Source organism: Aporhodopirellula aestuarii (genome assembly GCF_023701485.1).
GTDB lineage: Bacteria > Planctomycetota > Planctomycetia > Pirellulales > Pirellulaceae > Rhodopirellula > Rhodopirellula aestuarii.
In genome coordinates this window covers 19,050-38,106 of the sequence record NZ_JAMQBK010000052.1, presented here as the reverse complement: position 1 = coordinate 38,106, position 19,057 = coordinate 19,050, and the positions used below count along the sequence as shown (strand labels likewise).

Here is a 19,057-nt window from a genome sequence, read left to right as displayed (position 1 = left end):
AAAATCAACACGCTGTTAGGCCAAAATCATGAAGCGACGTGCAGACTTGGGCAGCAATGCGACATAGCCGCCCATGTCCGCTAAGAATGGCAGCGTCTTTTTATTAAACAATGGGTCGATTTTGGCTACTCCAAACCTTCGGTTTCGTCGGCTCGTTTCAGAAATGCAGCGTTGGCCCGTGTAAGCGTTTTCCGGCACCGTTTGCATTCATCTTCGAGTTCCTCCAGCATCTCCAGCGTGCTATTGAATCGATCAGAGGCGACCTCAAAGTCTCGTTTCCGAATAACGGAGACAGTGTCTTCGTTGACTACTTCGTGTACCCTGTCTAGCGACTTGAGGAGTATCGCAGCACTCTGCTGAATCGATTGGAGACGAGTGAGCGGCCGAACAACTTGCTCAGTTTGTGAATTTGCAATCGATCTCGAGTTGCGTTCCGTGATTTCTTGACGAAGCCTCGTGCAAGACCAGCGTTTTTCGCACGATAACTTTGCCAGTGACTTGTGCCCACGTCCTTTCAGTCGTGTGAGCATCAAGAGGTGGCATAGAGACATACCTTGTGTTCGGCCATCCTCGTCATCGGCCTTGTTGACAATTGTCTCTGCTAATTCGATCACCTCTTGAGGCAGATCTGAAATACTCAGTAGGCGTGGAGCATCGTATTTACTGATCACGGTCGACAAGGCCCTGATTACGTTTCTTCGGCGCTCACGAAATACCCGTTTGTTTTCGGCGGTTGCATTTTGACGTGGCGGTGTTCCAAGGAAACTATTGGCCTCATCGGCAATCTTACGAACAGCGAGAATCTGGCTTGCCCGACTCGGCGCGCGGTACAGTTCCTGCCACCTGGTGATCATTGCTTGGCTGGGTTCGGTTTTCACGGGATTCATGTCAAACGTCAAGTTTCCGGCTCATCCGACTGACGGGTGCGCAAGGCTGAGTGCGATTGAAAGTTCGGCATATGGAAGTAAAAGTGTGGACATGCCATCTTCCAAGGAGATTTCTCACGTCTTCTTTGAAAAACGCACATGTCCACCACTTTGTTGTATCAGTCCTTTGGCATCCGTGGCTACCGGCAGACCCGGATCGAGTTCACCGGAGGTGTCACGCGATTTCATGTCGAGCCAAGTGAAAAGGCGGTTTGCTGTCCAATGTGCGGCAGTCGAAACGTGATCCGTTGAGGGTTCAAGCAACGAGAATTTCGGGCTTCTCCGATCGGCCTGAAACAGACCGTGGTCGTCGCCGCCTTGCCTCGCGTGCAGTGCCATGATTGCGGGACCACTCGTCAAATCAAAATTGATTTTGCTGACGCCCGCCGAAGCTACACCAAGGGCTGGGCCAAATACGCTTTGCAGTTGACCCGCAGCATGACGATTAAGGACGTTGCTGATCTTCTTGGTGTTACCTGGGACGTGATCAAAGAAATCAAAAAGAAGGACCTCCAGCGACGTTTCGCCAACCCGTCTCTGAAGGACGTCCGGCGAATCGCCATCGATGAGATCTGCATTGGCAAAGGCCATCGCTATGTGACGCTGGTGATGGACCTGGACAGCGGTGCGATTATCTTCGTGGGAGAAGGCAAGTCGGCCGATTCGCTGGCACCTTTCTGGAAGCGACTGGGGCGTCGGCGGCACCGAATCGAAGCGGTTGCGATGGACATGTCCAGTGCCTACATCTTGGCGGTGCGTGGGAACCTTCCCAAAGCCGATATCGTGTTTGATCGCTTCCATGTCGTGAAGTTGATGAATGAGAAGTTGACCATGCTCCGTCGGCAACTCTTCCAGAAAGCGACCGCCGATGAAAAGTCGGTGCTCAAGGGGAGTCGCTGGTTGCTATTGAAGAATCCCGAGAACCTGCGTGAGGATCGCGACGAGGAGGCTCACTTAGCCGCCGCTTTGCAACTCAATGAGCCGCTGGCCAAAGCGTACTATCTCAAGGAGGAGCTGCGAACATTTTGGGGGCATACGTTTCGCTGGCCGGCCCAGTTGTTCCTGCGGTCCTGGTGCAAACGAGCGATCGCGACAGGACTGGAGCCCCTAAAAACGATGGCCAAGACGTTGCTGCGTCTTGAAGAGGGCCTGCTGAACTACTTCGAGCATCGAATATCATCCGGACCGATGGAGGGCACCAACAACAAAATCAAAACCGTTCAACGGCAATCCTACGGCATCCGCGATCGCGAGTATTTTGAACTCACGCTCTACTCACTTCATCAAACAAAGTACGCTTTAGTCGGATGAGCCATAATTTGGGCGTTTGAGCACGTCACCAGGCTTCTCCTTGAGAATCTGTTCGGTTTTCAACGCAATATCGCATCCAACGCTTTGTAGCAGGCACTAGAGTGAAGGATCTTTGCCCGGACTTGGTCACTCGACAATAAAATCAAGAATCTCGTGAAACGCTCTAACGTTCCTTCCAGTAGATCATTTCAAACGTCGGACACTTCGCTGACATTGCTTGAGCGAGTTTGTGCTGGTGAAGATGCAAGTTGGGAGAAATTTGTTCATATGTATGGGCCGCTCGTCTACAGCTGGTGCCGTCGTGCCGGTTTGTCGCCTGAAGACGCGGGTGATATATCGCAAGACGTATTCACAACGCTCTCCCAAAAGTTGGCTCAGTTTGAGCGTCGGCGTCCTGGAGATAGTTTTCGCCGCTGGCTCAAGACGATCACCAACAACCGTGCCCGAGATTTCCATCGATGGCAGCGAGATCGTCCAAAAGCGAAGGGAGGAACATCAGCCCAGTTGTATATGGTGGATTTGCCGACCGAAGTCACCGACGAGTTGTGTGATGAATCCGACGATGAACGGGCGGAAGAATTGAGCCATCTATTGAAGCAAGCGACGGAATTGGTTCGCGAGGATTTTGAGCCGAACACTTGGCAAGCGTTCTGGCAAACGGTCGTTCAGTCCCGTGCGACAGCGGACGTTGCTGCTGATTTGCAGTTGTCTGTCAACGCGGTACGCATTGCCAAGTCTCGCGTCCGCGCTCGTTTGCGAAGCGAAATGGCGGGCTTGCTGAATGATCCTCTGTCGGAGTCAGGCGAATGAATTTGAACTCGGGAACATGTCCGTCGAAAGACGATTTGAGGAGTTTTCTAACAGGACACTTGAGTGTCGTCCAAACGGATCAGTTGGCGTCGCATATCGAGTCATGCCTTTCGTGCCAAAGCCAATTAGAACAATGGGACGATGCCGAGGTGTCGATCGATGCCATTTTGGACAAGCGCAGCGACATCGCGTTCGCCGACGAATCCAAGTGTGATCGAGTCCTGCGGACGATTGCCGCTAGGAAGTCACGGGTCGATAACGAACCGCAGAATCGACAGTTAGGCGACTACGAATTGCTTGATCCGCTTGGCCAGGGCGGTCTGGGGATGGTTTACCGCGCCCGACACGTCGAGTTGGGAACAGCGACGGCGGTCAAAATTTTACAGCCTCATCGAAGGACAGATCGGTTGACGATTGAACGCTTTGAGCGAGAGATGGTCGCGCTCGGACGTTTGGATCATCCCAACATCGTCCGCGCATTGGACGCGGGCGAAGAAGCGGGCCAGCACTACTTGGTGATGGAATACGTCGACGGATTCGATCTGGGTCGCATCGCCAGTGTCAATGGACGATTGTCGGTCGCCGACGCTGCCGAAGTGATTCGTCAAGCCGCAATGGCGCTCAGCTATGTCCATCGCAATGGGCGGATTCATCGTGACATCAAACCATCTAATTTGATTCTCGCTCGCGATGGAACAGTCAAAGTCATGGATCTAGGCTTGGCACGTGTCGAAGAATTGCCGATCGAAGAGCCAGACAATGATGCTGACGACATTCTTGGTGGTTCGACGGGCGATCTGACGCGAACGCATCAAATCATGGGGACTCCCGAGTACATGCCGCCCGAGCAAGTCACTGATAGCAGTCACGTGGATCATCGCGCGGATATTTACTCGTTGGGGTGTACCTTCTATAAGTTGCTGGTTGGTAAGTCGCCATTGGCCGCCAGCGGATCTGTCACGACGCTGCAACAACTGGTCGAGAGTCTGCAAACGCCAGCGATCGCCGTCCGGCAAACGCGGCCTGAGGTGCCGGAAGAAGTCAGTGACTTGATCGATCGGATGCTCGCCAAGCGTGCCGAAGATCGACCGCAGTCGGCCGCTGAGATTGCCGACGCACTTCGCCCCTTTGCGTCCGGTGCCAACCTTCCTGAACTTGCGGCGGCAACCCAATCGGATCTGGATTCGGCGTTGACCGCGACGCGAGATGATTTTTCGACTCAGCGCGACGATCTCGTTCAGGGGCAAGCTTCCGCCGCAAGCCCACCTGATTCAACGCACCGGGGTCTTGGGATATTTGTGGCCGCCGCAGCTTTATTGCTATTGGCGGTTGTGTTGATGATTGTGTCCGCTTGGCGATCGGCTGAGGGCACGATCATCGTCGAAGCCGAGTCAGATGAAGTTGCCGAACTGCTTGCCGCTGGTTCCGCCCGACTGGAAGCCGACGGGATGCAGTTGCCGCTTCGCGTCGGACGCAGTGAAATTCCCGCTCGCCGATACTCTGTCCACTCCGATCCAGAATCACGGCTTAAGTTTTCTCAGTCCACGATCGATCTGGGACGAGATCAGCAACTCGTGCTTTCGGTCAGTCGTTCTTCGATTGAGTTGCCGGAGACACCACGCAGGGAGCCGAAAAAGGAAGCGGAGATCGCATCGAACCAGGACACAGAACCTCAGAAATACGATTGGGTGGATCTCATCTCGCTGATCAAACCGAGTCGCGACATTCGCGGCAACGATTGGCAAGTTGTCGATGGAACGCTGGTGTCCAATCCCGAAAATCCTTCCATGCTGATGATTCCGTATCAGCCACCTGATGAATATCGTGTCGAATTGATCGCCACTCGGTTGCAGAATGAGGAGAGTTTGGCGCTCGGGCTTTCCGTGGACAATCGCCCAGTTATTTTGGCCATTGATGCCTTTCCCGCAAATGGTCACCTGAGCGGTTTGATTCAACTGAACAACGTCAGATTGCCGCAACGGCTGGAAAGGACACATCGCGGCCAGCTTTTACCGATGAACCGCCCTGTTCCAATCGTCGCCGAAGTCCGTCGAGACGGCCAGCGTTTGTCGATCCAGATGACCGTTGATGGGACGCCGATCACATCCTGGCGAGGCAGTATTGACGAAGCAACAGGTGTCGGAGCGTTTCCGCCGCCGCAGCCGGGCTTTCTTTTTCTGGCGAACTGGACCGCTTCGATCAAAGTTTCCGAGTTTCGCGTGATCCCGTTGAGTGGCGATGGCAGGATCTTCTCGTTTACCGATCCGAGAACGGACCGCCAACGGGCGATTGCCGAGCGGGTCCTTTGGAAGGGAGGTTCGGTGACGATCCTCGATCAAAATCCCCAGGCAAATCCATCGGTAACGGAAGTCGTCGGCGGCTTCGAGCTGATTCGCCAGTTCAAAGGACACACCGGTCCGGTCAAGTCCGTCGCTGTTTCACCTGACGGCCAGACCGCGGCGAGCGGCAGTGGATGGCCCAGTGGCGATCAAACCATTCGTATCTGGGATGTTGAAACAGGCGAGCAGAAGCAAGCATTGTCGCTTGGTTTCAATGTGATGTCTGTCGCTTTCTCGAGTGATGGTCGGCAAATGATCGCCGGCGGAGCATCTCCGGAAATATCGTTGTGGGATGTGCAAACGGGTGAACTGCTTCGTGAAATGGTGGTCGGCGATGCTCCCAGAATCGAACAAGTGACGTTCACGCCTGACGGGACTTCAATCGTTGCCATCACGGGACGACCGGGCATTGGGTATGCCTTGGATACTCAAACTGGCGACGTCATTCATCGTTGGGACCTTGGCAGATCCGCTTTGTGTTTTGCCATCAGTCCGGACAGTGACTCTTTGGCGATCGGAATTGACGACACCGCGGTTTTGGTGATCGATATGAAGAGCGGTGAGATTCTTCGTCAGTTGGACGGGCCCAGTATCGATCGAGTAGGTCGGTATGCTAAAGAAACCTACGCTTTGAGTTTCTCTGCGGACGGAACCCGAGTAGCCGCAGCTTATAAAGATCGCGCAATCCGAGTGTGGGATTTTGAGAGTGGCCGCGTTGTAAAGGATATCCGTTCACCGGTCGGCGGTATGGAAGAGATCCAGTTCGCTCTCGATGACCAGCACTTGATTGTCACTGGCTTTGATGGCCTGACTGGACTCATTGAGATTGAGACTGGTCAAGTGGTGGGCACCACGCCGTTGATTCCAGGACACGGATGGTCGGTCGCATTGCTTTCAGACGGAGAACGAATCTTGGCCGGCGGAGGCGCCGTGAAGAGCGAGAAAGGCTTCACGCGAACGGGTGACTACGCACTGCGGTTGTGGAAGCTCGGCACTCCAAGCGACGAGATTTCGACGGAGGAAACGCCCGAACCACTCCCGACGATTCGCGTGGATCGCTTGGTCAAGATTCCGGAAGAGCCTGAGATCGTCGCAATCGACCTGGAAGAGAGCCAATGGTTAAACGACAGTGATCTTACTTACTTTTCGGATTTGCCAAACTTGCAATCGCTCGACCTATCCGGTACTGGCGTCACATCTAGCGGCATTGAACAACTCGGTAGGTCACCCAATTTGCGTGGCTTGTCTCTGGCAGGAACGTCAGTGATTGAAATCCCTGATTCATTTGCCAACCAGCTACCGACGCTAGAGAAATTGTACTTGCAAGGCACATCGATTTCCGATCTGTCGGTGGCCGCGTTGAACGGATTGCACGGACTGGTCAGTCTTGATCTTGGCGGAACACGGATCTCGTCGAATGGATTGTCGCAACTGGATAGCTTATCAGGACTCAGGACGCTTAGCGTCGCAGGAGCATCAATCCATCAGCTGAATGATGTGACTCCTAAACGTTTCCCTGCTCTATCTCGACTCAATCTGATCGGCACAAGGATTTCACGCAGCGAGGTCGAGATTATTCGCAAGAACTTGCCAGAAACGAAAGTCGTGTCAGGTTACGAGTCGGTGGATTTGATTTCACTTGTCGATGTCGATCGTGATTCAGTAATTGAGTGGGATTTGGGCCAGCCGTGGCGAAAGCAAGAGGGCCGCTTGATGACTGCCGAGCGTACGCGACTTTCGCTACCAATTGAATTGCCAGCAGATTTCGACTTCACAATGACGGCAACACGCATCACGGAGGGAAATGCGCCGCTGATTGGATTCACGCTTCCTGGTAACCACAAGTTTGCGGTCGGATTCGACCAATTTCCCAAGCTCGGCCAATTCACGATCTTGTACGGTATTGACGGATCAGTGGGCCAAGACAGCCCGGACCAGGTCGAGGAAAATACGTTTCCAATTGATTCCAATGAACCAGTGCAAATTCAAATTCGTGTTCGATCCGAGAATGGACTGGTTGATATACGGGTGCTGCGAAATGGAACGCAGGTGCTGCAGTGGCAAGGCGAACCAACGCGGTTGGGACCAGCCAATGTTTGGTGGTGGGAAGGACCACGCCAATCGCAACCTTGGATTCGGCAATACAACGGGATGATGGCGATCGAAGAGATGACCGTGACCCCGGTTTCTGGATCAATCGAGGCAAGTCCATTCAACGAACAGAAACGACTTGCAAATATACCCTCGCTTACACTGGATTTGCGCGGACGTGAGATGGATGATTCCAAGCTGAAGGAATTGTTGCAAACGGAATTACCAACGCAGCTCTACTTGTATGGCCCCAATATCACAGACGAATCGATTGATTTGCTTGCCGCAAACAGACAACTCCAGTTTTTATCGCTCGACTCCACTAAGATGACTGAGAATGGCATCAGCGGATTGGTGGATTTACCGCATTTGGATCGCATCGAGTTTTGGAAGATGCCGCAAATTACCGGCGATGTTACCAAGTCTTTGGCACGCATGCCCAGCCTGAAGCATCTCGTCTCCAAACATTGCGGCCTGTACGGTCCCGGTCTGGAGCGGTTGCATGATCGACCCATCACCGGACTGAATCTCGGTCATCATGCGGTGGATGCTGATGTGTTGGAGCGATACGTTCTACCTTTCCAAGCTCTGCGTGTACTCGACTTCGCGGGCTCGCCAATCGATGATGATGCGATCGCATTGTTCCCGAGACTGGAGAACCTGACAAGTTTGCATTTAGGTTATAACCAGCAATGGAAGGGTCCGGGACTCGAATCCATCAAAAGAATTCCGACGCTCCGGGTGTTGCATCTTGACGCCTCCGCCGCCGATGATTCGTCGCTAAAACATCTTGCCGGTGCCACGCAGCTTCGGGATCTCATCCTACGAAAGACATCGGTCAGCGATGATTCGATCGAGACCCTCCGCGCACTCTCTGGGCTTGAGAAACTTCATTTAGAGAACACCAATTTCACGCTTGAAGGGATTCAGCGTCTACGCGCGATCATGCCCCAAGTGAAGATCACTTCCGATTGGTCCGCGGAGCCATGATGCAGCTCCCAAGAATTCGACCGATTGACCCGCCGTCCTCGAACGACCAGTCGGGGAGCAGCAAACTCGTGAGTCACGAACAAGCGGGTTTCGGTCGATTTTTGCTCTTGGAATTAATGAGCGACACACCCGACGGACAACTCTATCGAGCCGTTCATCAACGTTTGCAGAAACAGGTTGCCCTCAAGGTGTTGCGACCTCGGGATGACGGCGATGTTGTCCGTCGCGAACAATTTGTCTCCGATTTTCGCCGTCTATGTGATCTTGCTCACCCCAATCTCGCTCGCACCGAAACCGCCGGCGATCATGAGGGCACTCTCTATTTGGTCATGGAGTTGGTATCGGGGCTAAATTTGCGAAAGGTCGTCGAAAAGATCGGGCCGTTAAGACTCCCCGATGCCTGCCAGCTGATTGGACAGGCGGCGATCGGTCTACAGCAACTCCAAGACAGCGGTCTCAAGCATGGCCACATCCAGCTCACGAATTTAGTCTTGACGCCTAGCGGGTTGCTGAAGATCGTCGGACTCAGTGAAGCAAGCCAGACACAATCGCCATCCGATTTTACCCAGGATCTCGTTGGCCTGACGCAGTCATTGTGCGATCTGATTGATTGTCCCGCTACGCAAATTCACAATGAACTGCCGAGCAGTTTGGCCAAGATCATCCTTCAAATTCGTTCGGACGAAGATCCACGGTCGATTCCGACTCCGAACGAGTTGCTTGAAGTACTCATGCCACTGACGGTCGGTTGCGACTTGCGGAAACTGCTAAGCCGACTCGATCTCTTGTTTGAGGCCGGATCAAATGACGAACTGCTGCATGAAACACCGGGGCATCTAAACGGACCTGTCTCATCAACTGACGGAACGATTCCTCCAGTTTTCCGGCACGTCAACGATCGTTGGCAGATATTGACCGGTATCCTAATGGTCATCACCTTTGTCGTGATAGCCGGAATGAGCTGGAGCAAATCTGGATTATCACCGTTTAAGTCGCTGAATTCTCGCTCGTCTGCTCGCGTCGCTCTCCAACATACGCTGCCTGAAACGGTAGGCACCGAGCCAAAGATCGTTACCAATGAATGGGATCCGTCGCCTGACACGTTCTCCGCACATGTCATCGATGATTCGGTCGAGTTGGCGGATCGTTTGATGGAGACCATTGAGCCTGGTCGAGATGCCTTTGACGTCGAGGTGCTTGCCACCGGCGGTAGTACCGATTTTCGCAACCTGCATCGACGTGGCATCGTTCAGCTTCCTGTCATCATGCCGGAACGCTACACACTTCACTTCGTTGTCGAGCGGCTCGAAGGCGACGGTTCCTTCGGGCTTGGGTTCTCTGCTGGCAACGGACGCATGATCTCGCTTCTGGATCATCGGCAAGACGACGTTTGGCAGAGTGGAATCTATTTCGCCGAGGGTAACAGAAACCCAGGGATCATCAGTCCGTATCTGAATCAGGTGTTGATTCAAGGTCTTCCAGAACGAATACGCCTGGAAGTCTCGCCCGAACATGTCGAGATGGTTCGCTGTCTCACTGCAGATAAGAATGCTGCGTTTTCTGAGGTGACCCACTCGGAAGCGATTGGATCTTGGACGCGATCCAACGCCGCTTCGTCGAGCCAACCATCGTTACGGATGTCTGACGGGTTTTATCCGGACGTGTTCTTTTTTCACACTTACAAGGGTGCTTTTCGCGTTTCTGATTTCCGAATCTTGGACTCGACGTCTGATCCCGTTCAACAGCCATTTCATAACGGAGGTTCGAATCCGGAAGCTGTCCTTGCTGAGCGTATCGTGTGGCGGGGCGGCCATGTCGAAATCATTACTGACTCGGGGACTCGAACGGTGCATCAACTAAGAGAGTTGACTGATGACCCCTGGTTGGTTGGTGTGGAAAAATGCCCGGCCGCCATACGACTGATGATTGGTGATGAGGAATTGGAACGATTGGCTGCGGTCAAGGGCATTCGCAAGCTTGACCTGACAGATAGTCAAATCACAACCGAAGGGCTTACGGTTCTGACAGGAATGCGTTCGCTGGCGATACTGGCGTTGCCGCGTTTTGGCATTAAGGGAACGGCGTTGACTAAGCTGCGAGACCTGCCCGCACTCCGCACACTGCGGCTCAATGGTGTTGCCTTTGCCGATGAAGATTCCGCTACACTGGGACAGTTCCCCCAGCTGACCAGCCTGTGTCTTGCCGGATGCCCGATCACGGATGAAGCGGTCCAGGAAATTGCACGTTGGCTGCCCGATTTGCAACATCTTTGCTTGCCCGGCACCAGGGTCACGGGCGACTGCCTTGTGCATCTGGAATCACTAAGATCACTGACGGATTTACAACTGCACGAGACACAGATTGACGACTTGGCCATCGCTAATCTTCCCGAATTGCCGATGCTGCAAACGCTGACGCTAAGAAACTCCAAGGTGACCAGCGCTGCGATCGACAAGCTGAAACAGGAACGCCCCGAATTGGAGATCAAATGACGCAGCGACTCGTTTTAAACATGATATCCGACGCTTTCGTTCGCAGTTCGATTCGCTTGATTGCGATTCTTTACGTCATTGCGTTGTCAAGCCACGCTTGCGCGCAGTCAGTTGACGCAGAGACACAGGTTGACACGCAAGTCCAGTCTGAGCAGAACGCTGCATTGCCCTCGCGACGGTACGCGATCCTGGTTGTCGGATTACCAGGCGACGAAGAACATCGAGAGCGGTATCGGGAAATGGTCGACGTTTGGAGTCAGTGGCTAATTCAGGTGGTTGGCGTGGGGCAGAAGGACATTGTGCGACTGGGAGGTGACGCTGAGCGCGACGACATTCGCCTCGCAACAATCCAGAATGTGAAGGACACGCTCGCCGATTTGAACGAGAAGGTTCGCTCCACGGATTCCGTTTGGGTCTTCACGATCGGGCACGGCAGCCAAGATGATCGGCACGGTTGGTTTCATATTCCCGGTCCCGATCTTAACGCTGTGCAGTGGGCGGGATTGTTTGCTTCACTCAGGGCGGAAGAGCAGGTCTTCTGGCTGACCCACTCGGCGTCAGGCAGCTTCGTGAAGCCGTTCTCGCGGCCTGGCCGAGTAGTGATCACTGCATCGGATGATGGAGAAATCAATGAAACACGGTTTCCACAGGCGCTGACAAAGGTCATGCGTGGACAACTTGAGCAACCAACGCACGACTCTGGCGGTACGCCTAACTTATCTTCGGTGTTGAAGATTTTTCGTGATACGGTTGGCATCGTCAATGAATTGTTTGAGGAAGATAGTCTGGTACCGACGGAGCATCCGCAACTGGACGACAACGGCGATGGATCAGGAACTGAAGCCACCGCCGTCGCTGAGCAGCAGGATGGAGACAACAATGTGTCGTCCGTCATCGATGGGGCGAATGCTGACCGAATCCGACTTGTCACGCCGATAGAAAACGAAGTGAAAGACCAACCATGAATGACACATCTCCCAAAAGTGACCATCCAGAAATTGTTCAGCGACTTCGCGAAGCACGCGAACAGCTAAAACGTGAAATCGGTCGCGTGGTCATCGGCCAAGACAAGGTCGTCGATAGCCTGCTGATCGCTATGCTGTGCCGAGGCCATGCGTTAATGATTGGCGTGCCTGGGCTCGGCAAAACGTTGATCGCACGGTCCTTGGCACAGATGCTGGACATGGAATACCGACGCATCCAATTCACGCCCGATTTGATGCCATCGGATATCACGGGATCGGACATCATTGAGGAAGATACTGAAACGGGTCGTCGTCGACTTGAGTTCTTTCGCGGTCCTCTGTTTACTAACTTTTTACTGGCCGATGAGATCAACCGCGCCCCGCCGAAGACGCAGGCCGCGTTGTTGCAGGCGATGCAGGAACGTGAAGTCTCCGTCGGCCGCGAGACCTATCATTTGCCGCCACCATTCTTCGTCGTCGCGACGCAAAACCCTGTAGAACAGGAAGGAACCTATCCGCTGCCGGAGGCTCAACTCGATCGGTTCATGTTCAACGTTCCAGTCGTTTACCCGTCGAAACTTGAGGAGATCGAGATTGTTAAAGCGACAACGGGTGATGTCAACATCGAGCTTAATTCGGTTTTGACGCGTGACGACGTCCGGCAGCTGCAACATCTTGTCCGCGGGGTTCCGATTGCCAACCACGTCGTGGAATACGCCGTTGACCTAGTGACCGCCTCACGTCCTGAAAGCAAGACCGGATCGATGGACCAGCATCGCTTGATTCGGTACGGGGCCAGCCCGCGAGCGTCACAGTGCTTGGTTTTGGGAGGCAAAGCACGTGCGGTGCTGCTGGGGCGCTATCATGTCGATTTTGAAGATATCCGTGCTGTCGCGTCACCGGTGATGAGACACCGTTTGGCGTTAAATTTTCAAGCACGAACCGAGAACGTGACCGTCGACGAAGTCATTTCCCAATTAATTCAATCGGTACCCGAGCCCGCGTAAACTGAGATGTGATGAATTCATTCGCAATCCCGCCGTCGCAATTGACGTCCGCTGAGCTGCTCGGCGCGACCGATGACTTAGAGTTGATCGTCAAAACGGTTGTCGAAGGATTTCTGCACGGACTGCATCAAAGCCCTTTCGTCGGATTTTCGGTCGAATTCGCCTCGCATCGCGAGTACATGCCTGGCGATGATCTGAAGCATATCAATTGGCGGCTGTTCGGACGACACGAACGATTGTTTGTCAAAGAATACGACGCAGAAACCAACGTTGACGTCCATTTGATTGTCGATGCCAGTCGATCCATGACTGCGGAGGGGAAATGGTCGTGTGCTGCAATGTTAGCAGCCTCGCTGGCACACTTGGCCCGTCGCCAACGAGACGCCGTGGGCTTGACGTTGTTTGCCGATCAGGTGCTGACGCATTTACGCCCCCGCAGTACGGTGGATCATCAGATGGAGATCCTGCACGCCTTGGCTCAACAGCGGCCACACCCAGCGTCGGATTCTTCACGCATCCTACACGAGGTGGCGGAACTGTCCCCTCGACGCGGGTTGAAGGTGATCATCAGCGATTTCTACTTTGACGATGATGAACTGGGAGATGCGATCGCGCACTTCAAACACTATGGACACGAGGTCATCCTCGTCCACGTGTTGACTGAGCTCGAAATGTCCATGCCAGTGTCTGGCCCCATTCGCTTTCGCGATCTGGAAACGGGAGAAGAAATTGTGACCCAGGCGGAGGCAATACGCGACGATTTTACCGCAGCGGTCCAAGAATGGCAGTCGAGTCTGCGACGAATCGGAAGCGTGTACGAAGTGGATTATGTACCGATCCATACCAATTTACCTTTGCCAGTAGCGTTGAGAGAGTACTTCAAAGTGCGAAGCGAGTTATTTTGATGCCAAACGTGTTTCGGATCATTCAGATCCTATGAATTTCATTCACGTCGGATTTGTGATGGCGGGCGCGGCAGCGATGACGTTGCCGTTGTGGATTCATCTATTGTTGCGTCAACGTGCTCGTCCGATGGACATCGGATCGATACGCTTTTTGCAACACGTGGTCAAACGCACTCAAAGCCGACAGCGTATCCAGCGTTGGTTGTTGTTAGCGCTGCGTTCACTCGCCGTGTTGCTGCTAGGATTTTTATTTGCTCGTCCCTATTTTCCAGATACACCTGCCGATGGACGGACACGCGAAGTCGCGATCTTGATTGACCGGTCGGCCAGCATGTCGGCGAAGCACAAAGACGGTCGTTCTGCAATCGAGGTGGCGAGGCAACGAGCCGACCAATTTATCGGCACATTGGGTGAACAGGCGAGCGTCCACATTGGTTTGTTTGATTCATCCGGCGTCGAGGTCATCCCATTGGCCGAGTTGAAGAACTTGAAGTCCGCGGCCACAGGTACACGCTTCGACGAGGCCTTTTCCTGGGCGACCGACCTGCTCGCCGCGTCGGATCGTGCTGATCGCAGCTTGCTGGTGCTAAGTGATCTACAACGCAGCGGAGTGCGGCACGCCGATCTGTCGACGTTTCCTGCGGACATAGAAGTCCGTATCGTAGACCCGGCTCCTGCGATCACTCAGAACTTAGCCATCGAGTTGGCGGTACCGACACAGGTTGAAATTCGTCCCGGCATTCCGATCTCGATATCAGTACGAGTTCACAACGGGGGCGAGTTTCCAGTTACGAACGTTTCCGTCGTAGCGACGATTTCCGGTCCCAGCAAAAAGTTTTCCGCAAAACACGTGCTCGCACTGGCTGCGGGCGAGCGACAAACGATCCCGATGGAGCTGCTGATCGATGAACCCGGTGTCTATCAAGGATCGGTATCCATTGATCGCGAAGATCTGTTACCTTGGGACAATCGTCGATACATCGCCCTACAGGCTAAATATCCTGATCGCGTTCTGTTGGTCGATGGCGATGCTGGACGCACGTCGTGGGAAAACGCCACCTACTTTGTCGAGACGGCATTGCGATTGCGAACAGCAGTCGGCGAGGGTCCCGCCCGAACTTTCGAAGTCGAGCGGCTGGTCTGGGACCAGGGATCCGGGTTTCCTGATCTTGACGGTTTTCGCTTGATCGTGATCGCCAACGTGGGGCGGTTTACTGCACGCGATGCCGATCGCCTGCGAGCATTCATGCAGGCGGGTGGAAACGTTCTCTGGTTTGCTGGTGAGCGAACGACAGACGCTGTTCTGGATCCGGTCCTACAAGCTGGTTTGATCGGCAGCACGAAAATCTCATCTGCAACGGACACGATCGCCAGTGTGATGCGGTTTGATGAGAAACATCCGGCGTTGGATATCTTTGCCGATACCCAATACGGTGACCTGCGTGGATTGCGAGTTCGCCGATTAATGCCAGTTAAATCTTTAGACACCGACACGAAAGTGCTAATGGAATCACGTCGTTATCCACTCATTCTCTCCCACACCACAGGCAACGCTCATTTCGTCCTGGTGCTGACGTCGGCCGATCGCAGTTGGAGTGACTGGCCGCAAAACCGCCTGTTTGTCCCGCTCGTTCGCCAACTCGCCGCCTGGTTGACGGGACAATTGGACTCGGTTCAGCCGGTTTCCTTCGAAGTAATTAACAGTGCTATGGCAGCTCCGGGAATTGAGCAGCTCGGTGAATCCGTTGTGGTAAGAAACATGGATCCGGCTGAATCGGAGATCGCACGCTTAGGCGAACAAGAGTTTCGTGAAGCGATTCGATTGCCAGAGGAAGCGATCTTAAGCGAAGAAACCGAAATGGAGCAGCAATTCTCACCTGCAGGAGTTGCCCGATCTGATGAAAAGTGGCCAATCCTCATTTGGATCCTCCTCGGTGTCTTGGGAACCGAATTATTGCTTGCCAGCCGAGTTCACGAGTGATGAAATGGTCAGTCGTTCTCTCTCTTTGTTAGACTATCACAATCCGCTTTAGTTACCCTATCTCCTTCCAAATCGAGCGTTTGACGATGAGCCTTGCTACGACGCCAATTAAAAAACCGAAGCCGGTCGAGATCGAGCGAGGAGCCCATCACCAGCGCCTGGAACACCTTCGAGATCGCGAACAGCAGCGCAGGATGACCATCGTCGTGTGGTCGGCTGTTGTCTCGGCTGTCATCCTGATTGCAGTACTGGGCGTGATTGATTTTCAGTTCGAGATCGGTGTGGTGGGGCGTCTGATCGGCTGGCTGGTGATGATTGGACTCGTGATCGGACTGGTCATGGGATTCCAGCGGTGGCTGAAATTCGATTCGGTCAGTACTGTCGGCAAGGTCGAGCGAGCTCGGCCTGAATTAGGACAGCGTCTGCGAACCAGTCATGACTACAAAATGAATCCAGGCCAAGTGACTCCAGCAGACCCGGAATTGGTTCGTGCACTCGAATTCGATACTCAACTGCGTGTATCGCGTCAACAACTCATGCCGATCGGTGCGCAATGGCCAGTCGCCGCATTGCTGTGCCTGGGTGTGACTTCTGCGATCGTTTGGGCGGTGGCGTGCATTGCTCTGCCCGAGTGGAGAGTGAGCACTGCTCGCCTAGCTTTTCTGCCATTGCATTATTCCAACATCCAGCTCGAACCCATCCCCGAGTCGATTCGATTTGGTGAAGACTTGGTGGTTCGACTGCACATCGCTGGTCGGCCCTTAAAATCGGCATTCGTTCGTTATCGATCTGCCGGCGAAATTCAGTGGAGCGAATCGACATTACAACCCAGTGAAGGAACGTCGCTGGTTGCCAATCTAAGTGCAGTCGTGCCCGATTGTCGGGGAAATTTAGAAATTCAGGTACGGGCGGGTTGGCTGGACAGCGGTGTGCAGTCTGTCATCGTGAAACAACCGCTCGTGATGGAACAGTGGACCGCAACGCTGAAGCCGCCCAGCTACACAGGCTTGCCAACCGCCACCGGATCACCCGCAGGACTTCGCATTCCCGAGGGTTCCGAATTGAATTTGGCAGCTAATTATAACCGTCGTCCAGCGAGTGTTGATGTCGAGATCAATCCTGAAGACACCGTTTTCACCACGACCGCGATTTCTCAAGACGTTGCGACCCTGACTTTGCAGACCAAGACCCGGCCGATCGATTTAGTACTTCACGCACTGAGCGACGACGGAATGTCGGATGACTCTTCGCTGCATCTTGAGATCGTCGCTGATCGCCGTCCAACGTTGAAATTCCTTTCGCCCGCTGAGACGAGCGAAGCGATTTCGACTGCCGAACTACGTTTCACGCTGCAGGGATTTGACGACTATGGACTGACTTCGATTGGCATCAACTATCGGATCGACGATGGCCCTGAGCAGACGTTGTGGGAAGCATCGCTCGATGAACCCATGACTGACGTCACAGAGACAATGCTGTTGCCGCTGGAAGAACTCAAGCTGATATATCCGCAGGCGATCACTTACTACGCCTACGCCACCGACAACCGTCATCCAGAATCGCATCGAATCACGAGTGATCTGCGGTTTGTCGACATCCGTCCGTTTTCGCGTGAGTATGAGTTTTCTGATAAGAAATGCAGTGGTAATTGCCAAGGGGAATGTTTGACACTGGAAAAGCTGATCAAGCAACAACGCGAAATTCTGGGCCGCACCTTTGCTGCCACACAACAACAGGACGTCAGGAACGACATCGGCAGCAAACTGGCGGACCAACAGCGGCACTTGCGTGAGCAGACCGAGTCACTAACCGAAGCGTTGATGGAAAAAATTGGTCCCATCCCTTCGCTAACCCACAGCATGCAGGCAATGTCCAATGCGATCGAGGATCTAGCGGTTAATGCCATCGTCGAGGGGCAGAACGATGAAGAGGACGCGCTCGCCGAACTGATCGCATCGCGTCAGAACCTTCGCAAGATTCTGAAGCAGAGTAACTCACAAGCTAAGATGTGCCGCAATGTCGACCAGCAACAGATTGACAAAATTCGCAAACCCGAACAGAAGAAGGATGAAGAGAAAGAGCAACAACTTTCCAGTCTACGGCAGAAGCTCGATCAACTGGCAAAGGAGCAACAGAGCTTTTGTCAGTCGGCCAAAGCGTGCGAAAAGCCAGGCCAGTCAAATTCTACATCGGAGTCCGCGTCGGGTTCATCGCCTTCGCGAAACGATCTGGCCCAACAGCAGGAGCAGGCTACCGATGAAGCACAACAGATCCAGCAGCAGCTCAGCGACGGCAAGTTCGGATCGTTAGCACCCAAACGTGTCCAGCAGGCGGCAGCACAGATCAAGCAGAGTGGTGATTTGATCTCTGAGGGCGACGACGATTCGAGAGCGATCCAGTTAGCCGAAGAAGCAGCCAAACGACTGCAGGATCTGTCGGATTATCTGGCGAAGCGACACGCTCCCGATTTTGGCGAGAAATTGCTTACGGCAGGTCGTCAAGCCGAAAAACTGGCCGAAGAACAAGATCGACGCATCGTGGCGGATCACAACAGTCGCCAGCGAGATGCGACAGACGAGAAGAAGCAAACGCGGCAACAGTCGCAGCTTGCCGACGATGCTGAACAACTAGCAGATTTGGTGGACCAAATCTTGGCTGAAGCGATTGATCAGGATTGGCAGATTCAACGTGCGTTGACGGAGCAGCTAGCGACCGCCGCACCACGTGAGGCTGCCAACGAAATGCGAGATGCAGCAACACTTCATCCAGAGAAACCCGCGGCCGCGGCGGCTGCAGGGGCGCGAGCGAGCCGAACGCTGAAGCGTTTCGCGACTGCCGTCGAGGAAATTCGGCAAGCGATGGGGCCAGTCCGCTTAGGCGAACTGACACAGGCGGAGCAACAAGCTGCCGCACTGCTGAAGGAGCTACGACGTGCTAGCACTCCGGCCGAACTTGCGATGGTCCAGGCGGCAACGCAAAAGCTGTCGGCGTCGACTCGGTCGCTCGGTCGTGATGATCCTGAGTTGGCCCAAGCGGCAGAAGCTTTGCCGAAACTAGCAGCGGCACCGGAAACTCTTGGCGAGGGTCTACGCAAAGTTGACGAGATTTTGCAAAGACGGATACAAGAAGCCATTCTGAGCGGCGCGATGCAGCAATCCGTTGGAGCGGTCCCGCCCCAATACACTGATATGGTCGAAGCGTATTACCGAGTTCTATCCGAGGACGTTGAGTAAGCGTCAC

The 19,057-nt window shown here is 53.9% G+C and carries 10 protein-coding genes and 1 pseudogene; 10 read left to right on the top strand and 1 reads right to left on the bottom strand.

The genetic code is table 11. The annotated features are described in order from the left end of the window. Positions 1-15: 15 nt before the first annotated feature. Entirely contained in the window at positions 16-207 is a 192-nt protein-coding gene (locus tag NB063_RS19340) for a hypothetical protein (protein ID WP_250930411.1), read from the bottom strand. 818 nt (positions 208-1,025) lie between these two features. Between NB063_RS19340 and NB063_RS19335 the strand changes: the two genes are divergently transcribed. The 10 genes and pseudogenes from NB063_RS19335 (at position 1,026) to NB063_RS19290 (ending at position 19,050) form a co-directional block, all read left to right on the top strand. Continuing rightward, positions 1,026-1,178: a hypothetical protein gene (locus tag NB063_RS19335; protein WP_250930410.1), complete on the top strand. Its 153-nt coding sequence runs from the start codon at positions 1,026-1,028 to the stop codon at positions 1,176-1,178. A gap of 18 nt (positions 1,179-1,196) precedes the next feature. Continuing rightward, positions 1,197-2,237 (top strand): annotated as a pseudogene (locus NB063_RS19330) (ISL3 family transposase); the annotation flags it as partial. Positions 2,238-2,390: 153 nt separating this feature from the next. Continuing rightward, on the top strand, positions 2,391-3,047 hold the full coding sequence (locus NB063_RS19325) for an RNA polymerase sigma factor (RefSeq protein ID WP_250930408.1): 657 nt from the start codon (positions 2,391-2,393) through the stop codon (positions 3,045-3,047). Beyond that, entirely contained in the window at positions 3,044-8,467 is a 5,424-nt protein-coding gene (locus NB063_RS19320) for a protein kinase domain-containing protein (RefSeq protein WP_250930407.1), read from the top strand. The genes NB063_RS19325 and NB063_RS19320 overlap by 4 nt, the downstream gene beginning before the upstream one ends. A 116-nt stretch (positions 8,468-8,583) precedes the next feature. Further along, positions 8,584-10,959, top strand: a complete 2,376-nt coding sequence (locus NB063_RS19315; protein ID WP_250930406.1) for a protein kinase domain-containing protein — start codon at positions 8,584-8,586, stop codon at positions 10,957-10,959. Next, positions 10,956-11,924 carry a hypothetical protein gene (locus NB063_RS19310; RefSeq protein ID WP_250930405.1) on the top strand — a complete coding sequence of 323 codons (969 nt, stop codon included), beginning with the start codon at positions 10,956-10,958 and terminating at the stop codon, positions 11,922-11,924. Before NB063_RS19315 ends, NB063_RS19310 begins: the two co-directional genes overlap by 4 nt. Beyond that, positions 11,921-12,931 (top strand): AAA family ATPase, encoded by a 1,011-nt coding sequence (locus NB063_RS19305; protein ID WP_250930404.1) that lies wholly within the window; start codon positions 11,921-11,923, stop codon positions 12,929-12,931. Before NB063_RS19310 ends, NB063_RS19305 begins: the two co-directional genes overlap by 4 nt. Before the next feature lie 11 nt (positions 12,932-12,942). Beyond that, positions 12,943-13,836, top strand: a complete 894-nt coding sequence (locus NB063_RS19300) for a DUF58 domain-containing protein (RefSeq protein WP_250930403.1) — start codon at positions 12,943-12,945, stop codon at positions 13,834-13,836. A 31-nt stretch (positions 13,837-13,867) separates the two neighbouring features. Next, entirely contained in the window at positions 13,868-15,817 is a 1,950-nt protein-coding gene (locus tag NB063_RS19295; protein ID WP_250930402.1) for a BatA domain-containing protein, read from the top strand. Between the two features lie 86 nt (positions 15,818-15,903). Then, positions 15,904-19,050: a DUF4175 family protein gene (locus tag NB063_RS19290; RefSeq protein ID WP_250930401.1), complete on the top strand. Its 3,147-nt coding sequence runs from the start codon at positions 15,904-15,906 to the stop codon at positions 19,048-19,050. Positions 19,051-19,057 lie beyond the last annotated feature (7 nt).

Coding starts and splice junctions, on each gene's coding strand:
- NB063_RS19340 (WP_250930411.1), bottom strand. CDS start 207: ATGCAAACGGTGCCGGAAAACGCTTACACGGGCCAACGCTGCATTTCT.
- NB063_RS19310 (WP_250930405.1), top strand. CDS start 10,956: ATGACGCAGCGACTCGTTTTAAACATGATATCCGACGCTTTCGTTCGC.
- NB063_RS19305 (WP_250930404.1), top strand. CDS start 11,921: ATGAATGACACATCTCCCAAAAGTGACCATCCAGAAATTGTTCAGCGA.
- NB063_RS19295 (WP_250930402.1), top strand. CDS start 13,868: ATGAATTTCATTCACGTCGGATTTGTGATGGCGGGCGCGGCAGCGATG.
- NB063_RS19290 (WP_250930401.1), top strand. CDS start 15,904: ATGAGCCTTGCTACGACGCCAATTAAAAAACCGAAGCCGGTCGAGATC.
- NB063_RS19320 (WP_250930407.1), top strand. CDS start 3,044: ATGAATTTGAACTCGGGAACATGTCCGTCGAAAGACGATTTGAGGAGT.
- NB063_RS19335 (WP_250930410.1), top strand. CDS start 1,026: ATGTCCACCACTTTGTTGTATCAGTCCTTTGGCATCCGTGGCTACCGG.
- NB063_RS19315 (WP_250930406.1), top strand. CDS start 8,584: ATGAGCGACACACCCGACGGACAACTCTATCGAGCCGTTCATCAACGT.
- NB063_RS19300 (WP_250930403.1), top strand. CDS start 12,943: ATGAATTCATTCGCAATCCCGCCGTCGCAATTGACGTCCGCTGAGCTG.